Origin of the sequence: Rhizobacter sp. OV335 (assembly GCF_900142965.1) — a bacterium.
Classification (GTDB): domain Bacteria; phylum Pseudomonadota; class Gammaproteobacteria; order Burkholderiales; family Burkholderiaceae_C; genus Rhizobacter.
The window spans coordinates 120409-138236 of sequence record NZ_FRCQ01000009.1; the positions used below are offsets into that span (position 1 = coordinate 120409).

The 17828-nt window shown below is 66.4% G+C and carries 14 protein-coding genes and 1 other RNA gene; 8 read left to right on the forward strand and 7 right to left on the reverse strand.

Annotated elements, in window-relative coordinates; genetic code table 11:
* Positions 1-16: 16 nt before the first annotated feature.
* The 3 genes from BUE42_RS11915 (at position 17) to BUE42_RS11925 (ending at position 2563) form a co-directional block, all read left to right on the forward strand.
* A complete protein-coding gene (locus BUE42_RS11915; protein WP_073465400.1) occupies positions 17-415 on the forward strand; it encodes a DUF2177 family protein in 399 nt (132 codons plus the stop codon).
* Positions 416-571: 156 nt separating this feature from the next.
* Positions 572-2134, forward strand: a complete 1563-nt coding sequence (locus BUE42_RS31575) for a protein kinase domain-containing protein (RefSeq protein WP_083614083.1) — start codon at positions 572-574, stop codon at positions 2132-2134.
* 177 nt (positions 2135-2311) lie between these two features.
* Positions 2312-2563 (forward strand): hypothetical protein, encoded by a 252-nt coding sequence (locus BUE42_RS11925; protein WP_143171449.1) that lies wholly within the window; start codon positions 2312-2314, stop codon positions 2561-2563.
* Between the two features lie 18 nt (positions 2564-2581).
* On the opposite strand, the gene BUE42_RS11930 is transcribed toward BUE42_RS11925, so the two are convergent.
* Entirely contained in the window at positions 2582-3505 is a 924-nt protein-coding gene (locus tag BUE42_RS11930; protein WP_073465320.1) for a LysR family transcriptional regulator, read from the reverse strand.
* Positions 3506-3620: 115 nt separating this feature from the next.
* Between BUE42_RS11930 and BUE42_RS11935 the strand changes: the two genes are divergently transcribed.
* Together BUE42_RS11935 and BUE42_RS11940 are read left to right on the forward strand one after the other, a co-directional pair.
* On the forward strand, positions 3621-4547 hold the full coding sequence (locus tag BUE42_RS11935; protein WP_073465321.1) for an alpha/beta fold hydrolase: 927 nt from the start codon (positions 3621-3623) through the stop codon (positions 4545-4547).
* Positions 4548-4692: 145 nt separating this feature from the next.
* Positions 4693-7923 (forward strand): glycoside hydrolase family 3 N-terminal domain-containing protein, encoded by a 3231-nt coding sequence (locus BUE42_RS11940; protein ID WP_200798948.1) that lies wholly within the window; start codon positions 4693-4695, stop codon positions 7921-7923.
* 6 nt (positions 7924-7929) lie between these two features.
* Here the strand turns inward: BUE42_RS11940 and BUE42_RS11945 are convergent, their stop codons facing one another.
* Both BUE42_RS11945 and BUE42_RS11950 read right to left on the reverse strand, forming a co-directional pair.
* Entirely contained in the window at positions 7930-9360 is a 1431-nt protein-coding gene (locus BUE42_RS11945; RefSeq protein ID WP_143171450.1) for a hypothetical protein, read from the reverse strand.
* Positions 9361-9488: 128 nt separating this feature from the next.
* Positions 9489-10235, reverse strand: a complete 747-nt coding sequence (locus BUE42_RS11950; protein ID WP_073465324.1) for an SDR family oxidoreductase — start codon at positions 10233-10235, stop codon at positions 9489-9491.
* Positions 10236-10362: 127 nt separating this feature from the next.
* Between BUE42_RS11950 and BUE42_RS11955 the strand changes: the two genes are divergently transcribed.
* Together BUE42_RS11955 and BUE42_RS11960 are read left to right on the forward strand one after the other, a co-directional pair.
* Positions 10363-11337, forward strand: a complete 975-nt coding sequence (locus BUE42_RS11955) for a LysR family transcriptional regulator (RefSeq protein WP_073465325.1) — start codon at positions 10363-10365, stop codon at positions 11335-11337.
* Between the two features lie 79 nt (positions 11338-11416).
* Positions 11417-13003, forward strand: a complete 1587-nt coding sequence (locus tag BUE42_RS11960; protein WP_235002282.1) for an FAD-dependent oxidoreductase — start codon at positions 11417-11419, stop codon at positions 13001-13003.
* On the opposite strand, the gene BUE42_RS11965 is transcribed toward BUE42_RS11960, so the two are convergent.
* The 4 genes from BUE42_RS11965 to BUE42_RS11980 all read right to left on the reverse strand — a co-directional run bounded on the left by BUE42_RS11965 (position 12963) and on the right by BUE42_RS11980 (position 15828).
* Positions 12963-13439: a MarR family winged helix-turn-helix transcriptional regulator gene (locus BUE42_RS11965; RefSeq protein WP_073465327.1), complete on the reverse strand. Its 477-nt coding sequence runs from the start codon at positions 13437-13439 to the stop codon at positions 12963-12965. The two genes, BUE42_RS11960 and BUE42_RS11965, sit on opposite strands and share 41 nt — an antisense overlap.
* Before the next feature lie 128 nt (positions 13440-13567).
* Positions 13568-14446, reverse strand: a complete 879-nt coding sequence (locus tag BUE42_RS11970) for a hypothetical protein (protein ID WP_143171451.1) — start codon at positions 14444-14446, stop codon at positions 13568-13570.
* Positions 14447-14575: 129 nt separating this feature from the next.
* Positions 14576-14673: signal recognition particle sRNA small type (ffs, locus tag BUE42_RS11975), an RNA gene on the reverse strand.
* 33 nt (positions 14674-14706) lie between these two features.
* Positions 14707-15828 (reverse strand): AIR synthase-related protein, encoded by a 1122-nt coding sequence (locus BUE42_RS11980; protein WP_073465328.1) that lies wholly within the window; start codon positions 15826-15828, stop codon positions 14707-14709.
* A 96-nt stretch (positions 15829-15924) separates the two neighbouring features.
* Between BUE42_RS11980 and dnaX the strand changes: the two genes are divergently transcribed.
* Positions 15925-17814 (forward strand): DNA polymerase III subunit gamma/tau, encoded by a 1890-nt coding sequence (dnaX, locus tag BUE42_RS11985; protein ID WP_073465329.1) that lies wholly within the window; start codon positions 15925-15927, stop codon positions 17812-17814.
* Positions 17815-17828 lie beyond the last annotated feature (14 nt).

Sequence of the window (17828 nt, forward strand, 5' to 3'; positions counted from 1 at the left end):
GCGTAGCATCGGCCGCATGCGTACTTACCTTGTTTCCTATGCGGCGGCACTGGTCGTGCTGCTGGCGCTCGACGGCCTGTGGCTCGGGCTGATCGCGATCGACTGGTACCGCGCGGGCATCGGGCACCTGATGGCGGAGCAGGTCAACGTCATCGCGGCGGGCGTGTTCTACCTGCTGTTCCCGATCGGCGTGGTGGTGTTCGCGGTGCTGCCGGCGCGGGATGCGTGGCATGCGGCGCGGCTGGGTGGGTTGCTGGGGTTCCTCTGCTATGCGACCTATGACCTGACGAATCTGGCGACGCTGAGGGGGTGGCCGGTTGGGATCACGGTGGCGGACATCGCGTGGGGGACGGTGGTGGGTGCGCTGTCGGCGAGCCTTGGGCTGTCGGTGCGACAGGGGCGTAGTTCGAGATGAGTCATAGCGCTTGGCGCTCCCCGACTCGTGAAAGTTCCTACCTGAACGGAATACACGTCAATTCGGTAGCTGACATGGATATCTGTATTGGCTCGGATTCGGAACCTTGCCGGTTGATCTGTCACTGAGGGTTCGTGTCAGCAACAGTGAGTCCCCATGTTGTCCAGGTTCATCAGTGTCGTTCGGAAGCCGCAGCCTTCAACTCGTGCGAATCAAGTCGAACGGAAGCCATCCGCTGGTACACGTGCTGCACCGTCGGAACCTCACGACGATACTGATCCTGCATCCGATGTACACCGCAAGTGCGCTGAATACTCTGAGGCTTCGGGTCGCCCATATCTCACTCTGAGTGATGGAAATTGGAATGATAACGGAATTGCTGAAGGTATGGCCGAATTCCTTGGAAAGGCCGCAGCCGGGGATAGACTTGCCGCAAGATATTACACTTTACCGTCGGGTGAAAAGAAAATTGAATTATATTTTGCGCCGAAGCGCAGTCGTTTGGAAAAGCTGAGTGCCTTGACGAGTGGCGAGCTGTACCGGGAAAGCGTTGCGGCGAGAATAGTATTGCAACGTGTTGGAGTCAGTCTGGGGGTTCCGCAGTGGGCGAAATTGCAAACAAGAGGATTTTCGAAGGCTCCGCGTAGACTCGAGGCGGAAGACCAAAGGAATAAATTCAATGAGTTTTGCTCTCACCCAAAGAAGTTCAGTTTCAATGGAGAGGAGTGGGCGGTTGAAAAGGATGGAATCGGTACTGTCTGTGGAAATGAAAGCAATCCAATATTGCTTGCAATCAGCTCCAATGGAGAAAAGATGGTCTTGAAGCCTATGGGCTATGAGGGCTTGGTACCTCCGGCCGCGTACAAGGAAAGTGCGATTTACGAAAAACTCAGCAAGGCGGGCAAGAATTCTAATATCTTGGGTTACAAGGGTGAATTTGTCTTTGGGAGCAGAAGATTTCTCTGTACGGAGTATGCGGATCGCGGGACGCTGCGTGGTTACTTGGAGAAAATCCGTGATTCCGATGCCCGGCACGAGACCAAGCAGAGTCTTCTGCTGGAGTCATTACGTGGTGTGATTTCCGGTATGCAGCAAATGAAGGAAGCTGGGTACTTGCACTTCGATATAAAGTGCGAGAATTTTTTCGTTCAGACTGATAAAGGTAGTGGGTCGGTTACAAAATTGGCGGATTTCGGTACGGCAGAAAATATCGCAAAAAAGAAGTGGGCAATTTCCCCAAGTGATGCGGTGAAATACATGTCGCCAGAATTGATTGGCTTGTACCATGACAGAGATAATCGTTTCGCAAATGATAAACTGGCAGAGGTCAAAGAGCGTATAAAAGGGCGGCGTGTCATTTTTAATGATTCAACGCTTGTTGCCTTGAACAAAAAACAGAAGGCTCTTGCCAGAAAAATACGCAAAGACAGGAGGGAATTCTCAGCGGCTGCAGATGTGTGGCCTTTGGGGCCGGTGGTCTATGAATTGTTCTGTGGCGAATTGTCGTCGGAAAGGATAGCGGCGGCCCGAGGTGATGGTGGGAAGGAGCCCAGGCCGCTTAAGCTGCAAGGCAAAGGAATTTTTACTCATCAGGACGTTCGAGACGCATTGAATATGTTAATCCTCAACGTAATGAAACATGATCCGAAAGATCGTTGGTCGATTGATCAAGTTTCCGACTTCTTTGACCAGCATCTCAGTCAGTTTCTTCCCGAATGATCGAGCGATGCAGCGTTCCGTCGATTCGACACTGTCGGGCCAATTGATTCAGAGGGAACGGCGGGCGGTGAACTCCTACGATGAGAAGTGGGCTGGGCTGACAAGGTATCGAGAACCGGTCCGGCACTGCAAGGTGGTTCGTTGACTATGGTTGTGAAGCCATTCAAGGAGATCGCCATGAGCCAGCAACCCAAGCAATCGCAGCCCGGCAAGCAACAGCCCCAAGCTGACCTGAGCCACGTCCAAGGCGAAGGCGACTACGAAGCCGGCCGCCACTACGACGAGAAGACGCGCGAGTTCGTCAAGTCGGGCAAGGTCGACGAGGCGGCGCGCAATGCGCATCCGAAGTCGCCGCGCGAGCAGCAGGAGATGCAGAAGGCGGAAGAGATCGGCAAGTCGCGCTCGAAGGGCGAAGACCCGCACGGCTGACGGGTCGACGATGGGCGTTCAGCGCCCGTCAACCAGCTTCGCGAATTCCGCTGCGCGGAAGCGCTCCATCACGAAGTCGACGAACACCCGCGTCTTCGCGGGCAGCAGGCTGCGGCTCGGGTAGTACAGCGAGAGCGGCCCCGCATCGCTGTACCACCCCGGCAGCAAGCGCACGAGTTCGCCGCTCGCGATGGGCGCAAAGGCGAATGGCATCGGCAGCAGCGCGACGCCGAGCCCCAGCTTCGCTGCCTCCGCAATCGCCTCGGGGTCGCTGAAGATCAGCCGCGGCTTGCACGGCACGGCCTGCTCAGCATTGCGCTTCGTCCGCAACGTCCACGGCCGCACCCGCCCGGTCGGTGACGAGCGCCGCATGATGCCGTCGAACGACGCGAGGTCTTCAGGCGTGCGCGGCGCCTGCCGCCCGTTCATGTAAGCCGGCGACGCCACCGCGACGATGTGCACCGGCGCCAGCTCGCGCGCGACGACACCCGGGGTCAGCTCGAAACCGCCGCCGATCGCCACATCGAAGCCTTCGCCGACGAGGTCGACTTGGCGGTTGTCGAAATGCCAGTCCGGCAGCACGGCCGGGTAGCGCCCGAGGAAATCCTCCAGCAGCGGCACCAGGAAATGCCGCCCGAACGCCAGCCCCATGCTGACCTTCAGCGTGCCGGCCGGCTCTTCATCGCCCCGCTGAACACTGGCAATGGCCGCCTGCAGCGAGCCGAGCGGCCCGTTCATCTGCTGCAGGAAGCGCTCGCCGCTTTCGGTGAGTGCGAGCCGGCGCGTGCTGCGATGAAAGAGCCGCACGCCGAGATCGGCCTCGAGCTTCGCGACGTTCTTGCTGACGCCCGCCGGCGTCAGCCCCAGCACCCGTGCCGCCGCCGAGAAGCTGCCGTGCTCCGCCGTGTGGACGAACGACACCAGGTGCTGCAGGTAGGTCATGCCGGATCTTAAACCGATGGTTGAAGCTGATTGCGTCCGTTTCCGGCTAGTCGGTTCAAGCCGATTTCAAGACACTGGCGGCAGTTGTTCTCGATTCACCCCAACGGAGATCCTCATGCGACCCCTCATTTCCCTGGCCCTGGCATCGCTGACGCTGCTGGCCGTTCCCGTCTCGGCCTCGGCCCAGGCACCCGCCCTCAAGTACCCGGCGACCTTCTCGACCCGCGAGGTCACGACGAACGGCGCGACCATCCACGTCCGTTCCGGCGGCAAGGGCCCGGCGGTCGTGCTGCTGCACGGCTATGGCGAAACCGGCGACATGTGGGTGCCGCTCGCGGCAGACCTGGCGCGTGACCACACGGTCATCGTGCCGGACCTGCGCGGGCTGGGGCTGTCGTCCAAGCCGGCGGGCGGCTTCGACAAGAAGACCCAGGCCGCCGACGTCAGCGGCGTGCTCGCGGCCTACGGCGTGCAGCAAGCCGACGTCGTCGCGCACGACATCGGCAACATGGTCGCCTTCCAGTTCGCCGCGCAGCACCCGGAACAGGTGCGCCGCCTGGTGCTGATCGACGCGCCGGTGCCCGGCGTCGGCCCGTGGGAAGAGATCCTGAAGAACCCGCTGCTGTGGCACTTCCGCTTCGGCGGCCCGGACATGGAGCGCCTCGTCGCCGGCCGCGAGCGCATCTACCTCGACCGCTTCTGGAACGAGTTCTCGGCCACGCCCGCGCGCTTCAGCGAAGCCGCCCGCGCGCACTACGCGAAGCTCTATGCGCGCCCGGGTGCGATGCACTCCGGCTTTGCGCAGTTCGCCGCGTTCGACCAGGACGCCATCGACAATCGCGCCTACCTCGCCAACAACCGGTTGAAGATGCCGGTGCTGGCCTTGGGTGGCGAGAAGTCGTTCGGGCCGATGATGGCCACCGTGATGCGCGCCGGTGCCGACGACGTGACCGAGGGCATCGTCCCCGGCTCGGGCCACTGGATCATGGAAGAGAACCCGGCGGCCACGGGTGAACTGGTGAAGGCCTTCCTCGCCAAGTGAGTCACCCGCGGGCAACGGGCGTGCCCGCGGTAATGAGTAGTTAACCTAGTGAAATATTTCGACAAGATCTCCTAGAGTCGCCGCTGCACCGGAGTGGAAACGGTTCCATCCGGTGCACGTAAAAGACGATCAAGGAGACGACAGGATGAAACGGTGGCTCACACTGGGGCTGGCCGCGCTCGCGCTCGGCCTGGGCGGATGCGGTGGTGGCGATGACGACGATCCTGCTGCGCCGCCGCCTCCTCCCCCTGAGAACAAGCCCATGGACGACTGGCCCGCGATCAAGAGCGCGATTCCGCAGGACGCCTCGCAAGAGGCGCAGATCAAGGGCCTCGTCGCCAGCATGACGCTGGCGCAGAAGGTCGGGCAGATGACGCAGCCCGACATCCGCAGCATCACGCCCGACCAGGTGCGGCAGTACTACATCGGCTCGGTGCTGAACGGCGGCGGCGCCTGGCCCGGCAACAAGAAGAACGCGGCCGTGGCCGACTGGCTGGCGCTGGCCGATGCCTACTGGCAGGCGTCGATGGACACCGACCTGGCCGTCAAGATCCCGGTGATCTGGGGGACCGATGCGGTGCACGGCCACGGCAACGTCTACGGCGCTACGCTGTTCCCGCAGAACATCGGCCTGGGTGCCGCGAACGACCCCGAGCTGATCGAGCGCATCGGCGCGGCCGTCGCGATGCAGGTGCACTCGACCGGCATCGACTGGACCTTCGCACCGACGCTCGCGGTGGTGCGCGACGACCGCTGGGGCCGCACTTACGAAGGCTTCTCCGAAGACCCTGCGATCGTTGCCAGCTACGGCGGGCGCTACACCACCGGGCTGCAGGGCAGCTTCGCCGCATCGGGCCGGCCCACCGTGGTGGCCACCGCCAAGCACTTCATGGGCGACGGCGGCACCGACCTGGGCAAGGACCAGGGCGAGAACAAGGCGACGCTCGCGGAGATGATCAACATCCACGGCGCGGGCTACTACACCGCGCTGGCAGCGGGCGCGCAGACCGTGATGGCCTCGTTCAACAGCTGGACCTTCCAGGGCACCACGAAAGACGGGCTCACGCTGGACTTCGCCAACGCGAAGATGCACGGCAACAAGTACCTGCTGACCGACGTGCTGAAGACGAAGATGGGCTTCGACGGCCTGATCGTCTCCGACTGGAACGGCATCGGCCAGGTGAAGTACACCGACGCCAACGGCGTGGTGAAGACCTGCACCAACTCGTCGTGCCCGCCGTCGATCAACGCTGGCATGGACCTGATCATGGTGCCGGACGACTGGAAGGCCTTCATCGACAACACCATCGCGTCGGTGAACGCCGGCGAGATCCCGATGACCCGCATCGACGACGCGGTGACGCGCATCCTGCGCGTGAAGCTGCGCTCCGGGCTGATGAAGCTGGAAGGCGGTGCGACCGTGTCGACCAAGCCCTCGCTGCGCCCCGGCGCCGGCGACCCGGCCGCGCTGCAGCACCGCGACCTGGCGCGCGAGGCGGCCCGCAAATCGTTGGTGCTGCTGAAGAACGACGGCGGCGTGCTGCCGCTGAGGCGCGGCGAGAAGCTGCTGGTGGTGGGCCGCAGCGCCGACAGCATGTCGAACCAGACGGGCGGCTGGTCGCTCACCTGGCAGGGCACGTCGAACACGAACGCCGACTTCCCGAACGGCGACACCGTGCTGGCCGGCATCCGCGAGGCGGCGGGCGATGGCAACGTCACCTTCTCGGTCGATGCGGCCAACGTGAACGTCGCCGACTACAAGGCGGTGATCGCTGTCATCGGCGAGACGCCGTATGCCGAAGGTGCCGGCGACATCGGCAAGACCGGCACGCTGGAGCATGCCAAGCGCTACCCGGCCGACCTCGCGGTGCTGGAGGCGGTGAAGGGCAAGGGCGTGCCGGTGGTCACGGTGCTGTTGAGCGGCCGGCCGGTGTGGGTGAACAAGGAGCTGAACCGCAGCGATGCGTTCGTCGCGGCCTTCCTGCCGGGCACAGAGGGCAAGGGCGTGGCCGACGTGCTGTTCCGCAAGGCCGATGGCGCGGTGAACTTCGACTTCCAGGGCCGGCTCTCGTACTCGTGGCCGAAGGAGGCGTGCCAGACGGTGCTGAACCGTGGTGACGCGACGTATGCGCCGCTGTTCGCCTACGGCTACGGCCTGGGCTATGCAGACGCCGGCGCGGCGCTGGGCAATGCACTGGACGAGACCACGCCGACGCTCGGTTGCGGGCAGGGCGCCAACACCGGCCCGGCGGCGACCGAGCCGCTGGACGTGTTCAACCTGGTCGAGAACCCGACCTTCCCGCTGTTCATCGGCTCGTCGCCGAACTGGATGATCCCGATCGGCGCCGACCTGAACGCGACCGTGGTGACGCAGGACGGCACGCTGACGCTGCAGACCGCGCAGGTCAACGTGCAGCAGGACGGCAAGAAGCTGACGTGGACCGGCTTGGGCGAGTTCAAGGCGATCGCGTCGGACCCGGCCAGCACCAGCGTGCGCAACCCGCAGAACCTGGAGAGCTATGCGCACCCGGACGCGAAGGCGGTGCTGGCGTTCGACATCGTGATCGACCAGGCGCCGCAGGGCAGCGTGAAGATCCGCATCGACTGCGGCTACCCGTGCCGCGGCGAGTTGGACGGCACCGCGGTGCTCTCGGCGCTGCCGCTGGGCACGAAGGCCACGGTGAAGATCCCGCTGTCGTGCTTTGCGGATGCGGGCGCGGATTTCTCGGCAATCGACACCGCGTTCCTGGTGCAGACCGACAAGCCGTTCAGCGCGAGCTTTGCGAACATCCGCTGGCTGGTGGGTGCGAGCGCCGATGCAGACACGCACGCGTGTGCCGAGCTGGCACCGCCACCACCGCCCGCGATCGAGCCGCTGCCGGGACCGAGCGCGACGCTGCTGGGTGTGGATGGCTTGCTCACGGGCCTGACGACGGGCATGTACACCTCGACGCCGACGCACGTGGTGGCAAGCATCGCGAACGGCGAGGCCGACCTGCAGTTCGCGGCCGATGGCGGCAACGGCACGTTCTACTTCACCGGCAGCGGGCTGAACCTGAGCGGCTATGCGGGCGGCACGCTGCAGTTCGAGCTGGCGGTGAGCAGCTGGGGGACCAACACCAAGGGCCTCGCGATCAAGATGGAGAGCCCGGGCGATGGCTGCCGCAATGTCGACTACGTGCTCCCCGATGCGATGAAGCCGCCGGCCGATGGCGCCTTCCACGCCGTCACGCTGAACGTGGCGGACGTGATCGCGGTGAAGAACGCGCCGTGCTTCACGCTCGACAACATCACCGTGCCGTTCGGGATCTTCCCGGTGTGGGACGACCAGCAGGGGGTGAACTTCAAGGTGAGGAACGTGCGGCTGATGCAGTGAGCGCGATCACTTCGTCGGCAGCGGGTTGATCGGAAACAGGTGGCTGGTGCCGGTGCTGGTGGTCGAGAAGTGGCAGCCGAAGCAGCCCATCGACGCTGACTTGCCCTGGGTCACCACCTGGTGGTAGGTCTCCATCGTGGTGTTGGCCAGCAGCAGCGAGCCGCGCAGCGCCGGCGCCGTCGGGCCTGCAGGGATGGAGCCGTCGCTCGTCCACACGGCGCCCACCTGCATGTAGTTGGCTCGCACGTCGCCCACCAGCCCGAGCATCGCGAGGATGTCGAGGTTCAGCGAGATCAGCTGGCTGTTGTTGACGGCCGAAGCGGCGGTGGGTGCATTGCCCCACGGGTTGACGCGGTAGACGTTGTTCTGCCGGATCGTGTTGCCGTTGGTGGCGACGACGTTGCCGGTGGTGGGGTCGATCGTCATCTGCGGCACGAGGGCGCCGCTCTGAGTGCCGCCGCTGGCCATGAAGGACCAGGTGCCGGTCGAGTTGTAGGGCACCTGCACCGTGCTGCCGAAGAGGGTGTTGAAGTAGAACGAGTTGTTGGGCGCGTTGTTGCGGTGCTCGAAGGTGGCCCACACCATCTCGGGGTGGCCTTGCACCGCACCGACGATGTGGATGCCCACCAGGGCCAGCGTCTTCGCGACCGTGGGCGACTGCTTGTTGATCGTCCACAGTGCGGTGCTGGTCTTCACGTAGTTGGGCACCGTCGCGTCGATGGTCACGTAGTCGGCCGCGTTGGGGACGGTGGCGGCATCGACCCAGGCCGTCTTCAGCTCCAGTCCGAGGGCGTTTGCATCAGGCAGCGAGGCACCCTGGCCCGCGGCGTAGCTCACCACCGAGGCGAGCCCCGCCGGCGTGTTGGGGAAGGGCGCGCTGGTGGGGATCACCTTGTTCGACACCGCGGTGTTGAACCACGCGTAGACGTCGTTCGCGTGCACGCCGAAATACACCAGCGAGCCGTTCATCGACAGCACGGTGTCGCCACCGCCGGCCTGGCCGCCGGGCTGGATGCTTTGCGTCTTGGTGCCGCGCACCGCGAAGCTGTGGCGCGCGACGCCCGCGGTGTTGGGAATGTAGTGTCCGCCCTGGGCGTCGAAGTTGATGTCGAAGAAGGCCGGCGACTCGAGCACGACGCCCCCGGCCGCCGGCGACGAGATCCACAGGAACATCTGGTGCGCCCACTTGTAGAAGTCGCAGGTGGTGTTCTGCGCCGGGAAGGCGATGCTGTTGGCGAAGGTCACGAACCCGCCCTTGCTGACGCGGCCGGAGACGAACCAGTTGCCCAGCTCCTTGGGCGACACCGAGCAGGCGGCGTTGGTGTATTGCAGGTTGGCGGGGAAGGCCTGCACTGGGGTCTGCACCTGGGCGTGGACCGGGCTGAAGGTGGAGGCTGCGAGCGCGGTGGCGGCGAGCAGTCGGCGGGTGATGCGCATGGGGGCTCCCTGTGGTGGGTGCCGCCCTTGGCGGTACTGCTGGCGGTCGGGCTGGCGTGAGGTGGATCAGACCAGCGAGGCGGGGGAGGGGGAATCAGCTCCGGGCTGATTCGAGGCAGGTGAAATGCCTAGGGCAGCTGACGGGTCGGCCGGAAGACGATCTCGTTCACGTCAACGTCGTCGGGTTGTTCGATGGCGAAGGCGACGGCCCGCGCGAAGGACTCGGCCGGGATGGCCGTGGCCTGGTAGAAGCCGCGCATGCCTTGCGCCATGTCCGGCTCGGTGATGCTGCCCGGCAGCTCGGTGTCCACGGCGCCGGGCGACACGACGGTGGTGCGGATGTTCCACGGCTTGACCTCTTGCCGCAGGCCTTCGGACAGCGCTCGCACCGCATGCTTGGTGGCGGAGTAGACGGCGCCGTTGAGCATGACCTTGTGGCCGGCCACCGACGACACGTTGACGAACTGCCCGGACATCTGGCGCTGCATGTAGGGCAGGGCCGCCGCGATGCCGTGCAGCACGCCCTTCAGGTTCACGTCGATCATGCGGCTCCAGTCGTCGACCTTCAATCGATCGAGCGCCGAAACCGGCATCAGTCCCGCGTTGTTGATCATCACGTCGATGCGTCCGAAGGTCTGCACGGCCGTGTCGACGAGGTGCTTCACCTGATCGAGCACCGCGACGTCGGTGGCGACGGCGATCGCGCGCTGCTCCGGGCGATTCAATTCGTCGGCCAGTTGCTGCAGGCGATCGATGCGCCGCGCACCGAGCACGACGAATGCGCCCTGCGCGCTCAGGAGGCGCGCGGCCGCCTGGCCCAGGCCGCTGCTGGCGCCGGTGATGACGATGACCTTGCCTTTGATTCTGTCGCTCATGGGGGCCTGTTGGTGGTGATGCGGGACTTGACTGTAAGCAGCGGACTGTCAAGCCACTAGTGGGCTGCGGCTTGATCCAGTGGCAAGCTCAGGTTGATACTGTCGGCTCGACCCTTGAGGAGTTCACGTGCCCATCAGCGACCTTCGCGCCATCGAGACCTTCACGAAGGCCATCGAACTCGGCAGCATCCGGCGCGCAGCCGCAGCCCAGGGCGTCAGCCCGCAGGCCGCGAGCCAGGCGCTCGCTGCGCTCGAGGAACGGCTGGGCGTGCGCCTGCTGCATCGCACGACGCGCAGCATCGCGCTCACGTCCGAAGGGCATCAGTTCCTCGAGGCCGCGCAGCCTGCGCTCGCGGCACTGGAGCGCGCCGCCGATCGCATTCGCAGCGCGAAGGACGAGATCGCCGGCCCGTTGCGCATCGTCGCCCCGAAGTACTCGTTCCTGCCGGTGCTGTGGCCGCTGGTCGACGAGTTCTGCCGGCGCCATCCCGAGGTCCAGCCGGACGTGAAGCTCGACGACCGGATCGGCAACTGGGTGCAAGACCGCACCGATGTCGGCTTTCGCATCGGCTCGCCGCCGGAAGATGGTCTTTCGGTGCGCCGGCTCTTCGCGATGCAGCTGATCGTCTGCGCGGCGCCGGCCTACATCGCGACACACGGCGCGCCGACCTCGATCGAGGCGCTGGCCTCGCATCGATGCAGCGCGTTCCGGCATCCCGGCAGCGGCCGCGTGGTGCCCTGGCTCTTCAAGGTCGATGGCGAGGTGGTTGCCCGAGACATCTTTCCGACCTTGTCGACGAACGACGCGCAGCTTGAAACCGAGGCGGTGTTGTCGGGTCAGGTGATCGGCATGCTGCCGGGCTTGTCCGCGGCGGGCCTGATTCGTGCGGGGCGGCTCGTGCCGCTGCTCGTGGAGCACATCACCGACCACATGGGCGTCCACGTCTACTACGGAAGCCGCACGGCGCAGCCGTCACGGGTGCGGGCGTTCATCGATCTGGCCGTGGAGCGGTTGGCTGGGTCCTCGGATTACGTGCTGGACGCGCGGGAGCTCGCGGCGGCGACATCGAAAGGGCGGGGGAAGGCGAGGCGGCGATCGTGAGCGGTCAGATGGATGAACGGAGATTGAATAGAGTGCATGTTGCACTCAACGATGAAAAATCCTAATATGTGCACAGTGCATGCATCGCATGGCGTCCCGGCCGGACACGCTTCACATCAAAGGATTCCCGATGACCTTTATCACCCACGACGTCCTGATCGTCGGGGCCGGCGCTGCCGGCCTGACCCTGGCCCTCGAGCTGGCGCGCCGCAAGCTGCCGTTCCGCCTGATCGAGAAGCTCGAACACCCGTTTGCCGGCTCGCGCGGCAAGGGCATCCAGCCTCGCACGCAGGAGATCTTCGAGGATCTCGGCGTCATCGACCGCCTGGTGGCAGCGGGGGGCCTCTACCCACCGCCGCGGGCGTACCGCGAGGACGGCACGTTCGAAGACTCGCCGTCGGCAACTGCCACTGACGCCCGGCCCGGCGAACCGTACAACCTCCCGCTGATGGTGCCGCAGTTCCTGACGGAACGCGTGCTCCGGGAGCGGCTGCGCGAACTCGGGCATGCGCCCGAATTTGCGTGCGAATTGACCGCATTCGAGCAGGACGACGACGGCGTGACCGCCCGCCTGGCCGGCCCGCGCGGCGACGAGGTGCTGCGGGTGCGCTACCTCGTCGGCGCAGACGGCGGCCGCAGCTTCGTGCGGCGTGCGCTGGGCATCGGCTTCGAAGGCAAGACGCTCGGGGTCCGCGCGGTGGTGGCCGACCTCCTGCTGCACGGGCTGGGCCGCGATGCGTGGCATCGATTCAATGACGGCTCGATGGAGCGCCAGATGTCGCTCTGCCCGCTGGCCGGCACCGAGCTCTTCCAGCTGCAGGCGCCGGTGCCGATGCAGGGCGAGGTGGCCGTGACCGCCGCGGCGCTGAACGACATGGTCGCCAGCCGCACCGGCCGCGCCGATATCGTGATCGACGAGGTGCGCTGGGCTTCCGTCTACGAGATGAACGCGCGGCTGGCGGACCGCTACCGCGTCGGCCGGGCGCTGCTGATCGGGGACGCCGCGCACACGCATCCGCCGACCGGCGGGCAGGGCCTGAACACCAGCATCCAGGATGCGTGCAACCTGGCATGGAAACTCGCCGCGGTGTTGCGCGGCGCGCCCGCGTCGCTGCTGGACACCTATGAGGAGGAGCGGCGTCCGATCGCGGCCGAGATGCTCGGCATGGCCACGCGTCTGCTGCGTGAAGCGTCGCAAGGACCGATGCGGCGCGGCCGCGAGGTCAAGCAGCTCGACATCAGCCATGCCGGCTCGTCGCTCGCGCTCGACAGGTGCGCGGGAGGCCGGGCGGTTGCCGCCGGTGACCGCGCGCCCGACGCCCTGTGCCGTGGCGCGGGCGGGTTGCCGCGCCGCCTGTTCGAGCTGTTCCGGGGCACGCATTGGACCCTGTTGTGCCACGGGCCGCTCGATGCGGCATCTGCCCCGCCGGCGCGGGCCGGCCTGCACAGGCACGTCGTCGGCGAGACCGGCGACATCCTGGATGTGCACGGTGAGTTCCGTGCCCACTATGGCGTCGAGCCCGGCGATTGGGTGCTGGTGCGTCCCGACGGCTACATCGGCGCGATGCTCACCTCGGGCGATGCAATCGCGCTCGAGACGTTCCTGGGCGCGGTGGGCCTGGGCGTCAGCGCGCCCACACCAGCGCGCTGTCGGCCAGGCGCCTGAGCAGCAGTGCCAGGCGCTGCACGTCCTCGTCGGACCAGTCGGTGAGCATGGCCGTCACGACGCGGTTGCGGGCCGTGTCGATCTCACTCACCATCTCGCGGCCCTTGTCGGTGATCAAGGCCTCGTTGACGCGCGCATCGGCCGATGAGGGGCGGCGCACGATCAGCTCCTGTGCCTGCAGCTTGCTCACCTGGCGGCTGACGGTGGTGTAGTCGCGCCCCGTGCGGTCGGCCAGCTCCATGACACCGACCGGTCCCAGCCGGTCGATCCCGATCAGCAGCGAGAACAAGGTGCTGTCGAGCTCGATGCCGGCCTCCTTCACCATCTCGGCGTCGCGCTGCGGCTGGTTGATGATCCCGACGAGGTCGACCAGTGCGCCGTGCAGCATCCGGATCTCGCGGTCGATGGATTTCCGGGGGGGCTTCTTCTGCGCCATGCTGCGGGGCGGTGGAGGGGAATGCGTGAAGCTTACATGCAATGTCACACGTCGGACGGACTGTCCGCGGCGCCAAGCTGAAGCTGCCCACCTCGGGCCACGTGTCGAGCCCGGTTCGAATCAGCCTGCTAAGGGGTGCCGCTCAGCCAGCGCCGCGCCACGCGAGAAGCCGGGTGCCCGGCGTGCCCGACCACGTTGTAGCGGGGCGGCTCGAAGTGGTGCTCGGCGGTGAACGGAGCGCGGAAGCGGCTGGCATCGGCTTCTGGCGAGGCCACGAAGAAAGCGTTGATCCCCAAGGCATCGCAGCCCACCAGGTTCATTTGCTTGGAGGTACCGATCTGCTCCAGCGCCTTCAGGCTGGCACCGAACCAATTGCTGCCATCCCACACGCCACTGGGGGCGTAGGGCACTTCCAGCGGCACGGCGGCCGGGAGCGAGGCGTTGTATTCGATGCACACCACGCGCGCGCGTTGCGTCAAGGCGCGCCAGACATGTGAGGTGTTCTGATCGATGTCCAGCGACAGGAAATCAAACTCCTGCGGCACGCCGGCGTCTTGCAGGAGTGCTGAGATGGTTTCTGCGGTGACGAGCGACTCGACCAGGCGCAAATGCCCCGAAGCAATGAACTGGGCGAAGGTGTCGCGGGCGCGTTGCGCGAACTCGGCGCTGCCTTCGACCCACACGCCGCGCCAACCCTGCTCCAGCAGAAAGCGGGTGTTGTTCTCTTGGCCGTCGCCGATGCCGATCTCGACAAAGAAGCGGTCTCGCGTGCCGATGCGCCTGAAGGTTTCGGCAATGATGCCGTCTTCCCCGTTCTGGCTGTACACCTGGGCTTGATGGCGCGCCAACCCGAGAGGGTCTGCATAGCGGCCATCGGCACCCATGATTCCTTGTGTGAGGCTGGCCAATGCCGCCTCCTTGCCGACCCAGGTGTTGCTGGCCACACGACCCAGCCAGGCACGCGGGCTGACGACCTTGGATTTTTTACGGAACAGTTTGTCGAACATGCAGTTGCGGCTCCCTCGGGCCAGGCAGTAGGGCAAAAGCCTGGATTGTGGGCCCAGCCGGCGCCGGGAAAGGGCCGGTCACTGCGGGAACCCGCATGAACATTGGGGAGGAGGGAGGAGGGTGGGATAGGTGACGAGCCTTACCCCCGGCACTGGTCGCAACAGTTAGGGCTGCTTCGTTCCCGACCTGACCCGTTTGGCCGTGCTTCCATGCGGGGAGGCCCGTCGCCGCGGATTGTAGGCGACGGGCAGAGCCCTTCTCAGCGCAGCTGCAAAGAATCGTCGCCGAACTCGATGTTCAGCGGCTCGATCAGCAGCCGCTTCGGCCCGGCCTCGACCGCGCCTGCCACCATCGCCTTCACGCCCGCGGCCTGCGCCACCTCCACCGTGCGCTGCGCATCTTCCGCCTTCACGAAGATCGCAAACCCCGCGCCCATGTTCAGCGTGCTGTACGCCTCTTGATCATCCTGCTTCGCATGCTGCTGGATGAACTTCAGCACCGGCGTCACCTCGGGCACGCTGTGGATGCGGTACGTGTGCGTCGCCGGGTGCCGCAGCAGCTTGCGCCAGCCGTGCCCGGTGATGTTGGCGCAGTAGTGCGGCTGGATGCCGGCCTTGTAGAGCGCCTCGGTCACCGGCGAATACAGCACCGTCGGCGCCAGCAGCGCCTCGCCGTAGCTCAGCCCCGGAGACACCTCGGTCAGATACCCCTTCGGCAGACGCTCCACCAGCTTGCGCGCCAGGCTCAGCCCGTTCGCATGGATGCCGCTCGACGCCAGCAGCACGATCGCATCGCCCGGCGCCAGCTTGTCGCCGACCGACAGCCGCTCCTTCGGGTTGATCAGCCCCGTGCAGCTCGCCGCCAGGTCGATGCGCCCGTCGGCCACGATGCCCGCGAGCGCCGGCGTCTCGCCGCCGCCCCAGGCCACCTGGCAGGTGTCGCACGCGGCCTTCCAGCCTTCCACCAGCGCCTGCGCGCGCTGCGCGTCGGAGAACCAGTCGGAGCCGCCGGCCGCCCAGTAGGCCTGCACCACCAGCGGCGTCGCGCCCACCGTGATCAGGTCGTTGATCGCCATCGCGATCGTGTCCTGCGCAATGCCGGCGTAGTAGCTCTTGCCGGTCAGCGCCTTCATCTCGTCGGCCACCAGCGCCTTCGAGCCCAGGCATTCGACGATCGACGCCAGATAGAACGGCCCCACGTCCACCACGTAAGCCGATTCGCCGCGCGAGGCCTCGACTTCGGTGAACCCGTGCACCGCCAGGTGGGCGCCGGTGGCCTTCGCGGCGCGCTGCGCGGCCACCTTCAGCGGGTCGATCAGGTCGTAGTTGACGCCGGCCTGTTCGTAGCTGAGCGTGTCGGGGGAAGCAGGGGTGGATTTCATCGGAGCAGCAAGGTCGAAACCGCGATTATCGGATACCACCGGCCCACGCTCGTCCGCCCCCCGGCCGAGGGTGTCGGGCCCCCGTAGAATGCCCCGATGTCCTATCTCGTCCTGGCCCGCAAATACCGCCCGCGTGACTTCGAAGGCCTCGTCGGCCAGGAGCACGTCGTGCAGGCGCTGGCCAACGCGCTGACGCAGCAACGCCTGCACCACGCCTACCTGTTCACCGGCACGCGCGGCGTCGGCAAGACCACCGTCTCGCGCATCCTCGCGAAATCGCTCAACTGCACCGGCGCCGACGGGCAGGGCACCATCACCGCCCGGCCCTGCGGCGTCTGCGATGCCTGCCGCGACATCGACAGCGGCCGCTTCGTCGACTACGTCGAGCTCGATGCGGCCTCGAACCGCGGCGTCGAAGAGATCTCGCAGCTGCTCGACCAGGCCGTCTACAAGCCGGTGGTCGGCCGCTTCAAGGTCTACATGATCGACGAAGTGCACATGCTGTCGAACACCGCGTTCAACGCGATGCTGAAGACGCTCGAGGAGCCGCCCGACTACCTGAAGTTCGTCCTCGCGACGACCGACCCGCAGAAGGTGCCGCCCACCGTGCTGTCGCGCTGCCTGCAGTTCAACCTGCGGCCGATGGCGCCGCAGACGGTGCAGGAGCACCTTGCGACGGTGCTGAACGCCGAGCAGATTGAGGCCGAACCCGGCGCGCTGCGGCTGCTGGCGCGTGCCGCCCGCGGTTCGATGCGCGATGCGCTGTCGCTCACCGACCAGGCCATCGCATTCGGCGCCGGTGCCTTGCTCGAAGCGGGCGTGCGCCAGATGTTGGGCGCGGTCGACCGCAGCCATGCGGTGCGGCTGGTCGAGGCGCTGGCCGCCGGCGATGGCGCCGACGTGGTCGCCACCGTCGACGGGCTGCGCTCGCTCGGCCTGTCGTGCAGCGGCACGCTCGAAGAGATCGCCACGTTGCTGCAGCAGATGGCCGTGCTGCAGGCGGTGCCGTCCGCGGCCGACGAGAGCGATCCCGACACGCCCGCCGTGCAGCGCCTGGCCGCGCTGCTGGCGCCCGACGAGACGCAGTTGCTCTACAGCATCGTGCTGCACGGTCGCGCCGAACTGGGCCTCGCGCCCGACGAATACAGCGGCCTCGTGATGGTGCTGCTGCGCCTGCTGGCCTTCAAGCCGGGCGGCACGCCGGCCCCGCGCCGCGAGGCCCCGGCGATGGTCAGCGGCCGCAGCAGCGTGGCCGTGGTGCCGGCGGCTGTAGCTGCGTCCGCGGCGCCTGTGCGACGCCCGCCGCCGGTCGTCGCGGCGCCGCCAGTGCGGCCTGTGCTTGCGCCGCCTGCCATCGCCAGGCCGCCCGCTGCGGCCACGCCGGTGCAGGCTCGCCCCGCGGCGCGCCCCGAGGTTCGCGACAACGAGCCGCCGCCCTGGCTCGACGTGCCCTTCGACGACGAACCGGGCGGTTCGTCGGCCCCGATGCCTGAGCCCGAAGACGAGCCGCGGGCGCGCAGCGCGGCACCGTCCGCGCCGGTCCCGGTGCCGATGGCCGCGACCCCGGTGCCGAGCGTCGATCGCACGCCGCTCGGCGACCGCTGGAACGACACCGTCATGCAGATGGTGCAGGCCAATGCGATCGGCGCGCTGGTGCGCGAACTGGCGCTGCAAGGCCAGTGCATCGCCGTCGACGAGCAGGGCGCCGAGCAGGTCTGGCGCCTGCGTGTCGAGCGCGAGACGCTGCGCGCCGACGTGCAGCGCAACAAGCTGCAGGCGGCGCTCGCCACGCAACTCGGGCGCCCGGTGCGGCTCGAGGTCGAGCCCGGCGTGCCCACCGATTCACCGGCCTTGCGCGCTGCCGCCGAGCGCGCGCGCCGCCAGGCCGAGGCCGAACAGATCATCCACAACGACCCGCTGGTGCAGGCCCTGATGCAGCAGTTCAAGACGGCGCGCATCGTGCCCGGCTCGGTCAAACCCCACTGAAACACGAGGACCCC

What these genes read in the sequence shown, in the direction of transcription:
- BUE42_RS11970 (WP_143171451.1), bottom strand. Translation starts at nt 14,446, where the DNA reads ATGTTCGACAAACTGTTCCGTAAAAAATCCAAGGTCGTCAGCCCGCGT.
- BUE42_RS31575 (WP_083614083.1), top strand. Translation starts at nt 572, where the DNA reads ATGTTGTCCAGGTTCATCAGTGTCGTTCGGAAGCCGCAGCCTTCAACT.
- BUE42_RS11960 (WP_235002282.1), top strand. Translation starts at nt 11,417, where the DNA reads ATGCATCGCATGGCGTCCCGGCCGGACACGCTTCACATCAAAGGATTC.
- BUE42_RS11965 (WP_073465327.1), bottom strand. Translation starts at nt 13,439, where the DNA reads ATGGCGCAGAAGAAGCCCCCCCGGAAATCCATCGACCGCGAGATCCGG.
- BUE42_RS11945 (WP_143171450.1), bottom strand. Translation starts at nt 9,360, where the DNA reads ATGCGCATCACCCGCCGACTGCTCGCCGCCACCGCGCTCGCAGCCTCC.
- BUE42_RS11925 (WP_143171449.1), top strand. Translation starts at nt 2,312, where the DNA reads ATGAGCCAGCAACCCAAGCAATCGCAGCCCGGCAAGCAACAGCCCCAA.
- BUE42_RS11930 (WP_073465320.1), bottom strand. Translation starts at nt 3,505, where the DNA reads ATGACCTACCTGCAGCACCTGGTGTCGTTCGTCCACACGGCGGAGCAC.
- BUE42_RS11915 (WP_073465400.1), top strand. Translation starts at nt 17, where the DNA reads ATGCGTACTTACCTTGTTTCCTATGCGGCGGCACTGGTCGTGCTGCTG.
- BUE42_RS11935 (WP_073465321.1), top strand. Translation starts at nt 3,621, where the DNA reads ATGCGACCCCTCATTTCCCTGGCCCTGGCATCGCTGACGCTGCTGGCC.
- dnaX (WP_073465329.1), top strand. Translation starts at nt 15,925, where the DNA reads ATGTCCTATCTCGTCCTGGCCCGCAAATACCGCCCGCGTGACTTCGAA.
- BUE42_RS11980 (WP_073465328.1), bottom strand. Translation starts at nt 15,828, where the DNA reads ATGAAATCCACCCCTGCTTCCCCCGACACGCTCAGCTACGAACAGGCC.
- BUE42_RS11940 (WP_200798948.1), top strand. Translation starts at nt 4,693, where the DNA reads ATGAAACGGTGGCTCACACTGGGGCTGGCCGCGCTCGCGCTCGGCCTG.
- BUE42_RS11950 (WP_073465324.1), bottom strand. Translation starts at nt 10,235, where the DNA reads ATGAGCGACAGAATCAAAGGCAAGGTCATCGTCATCACCGGCGCCAGC.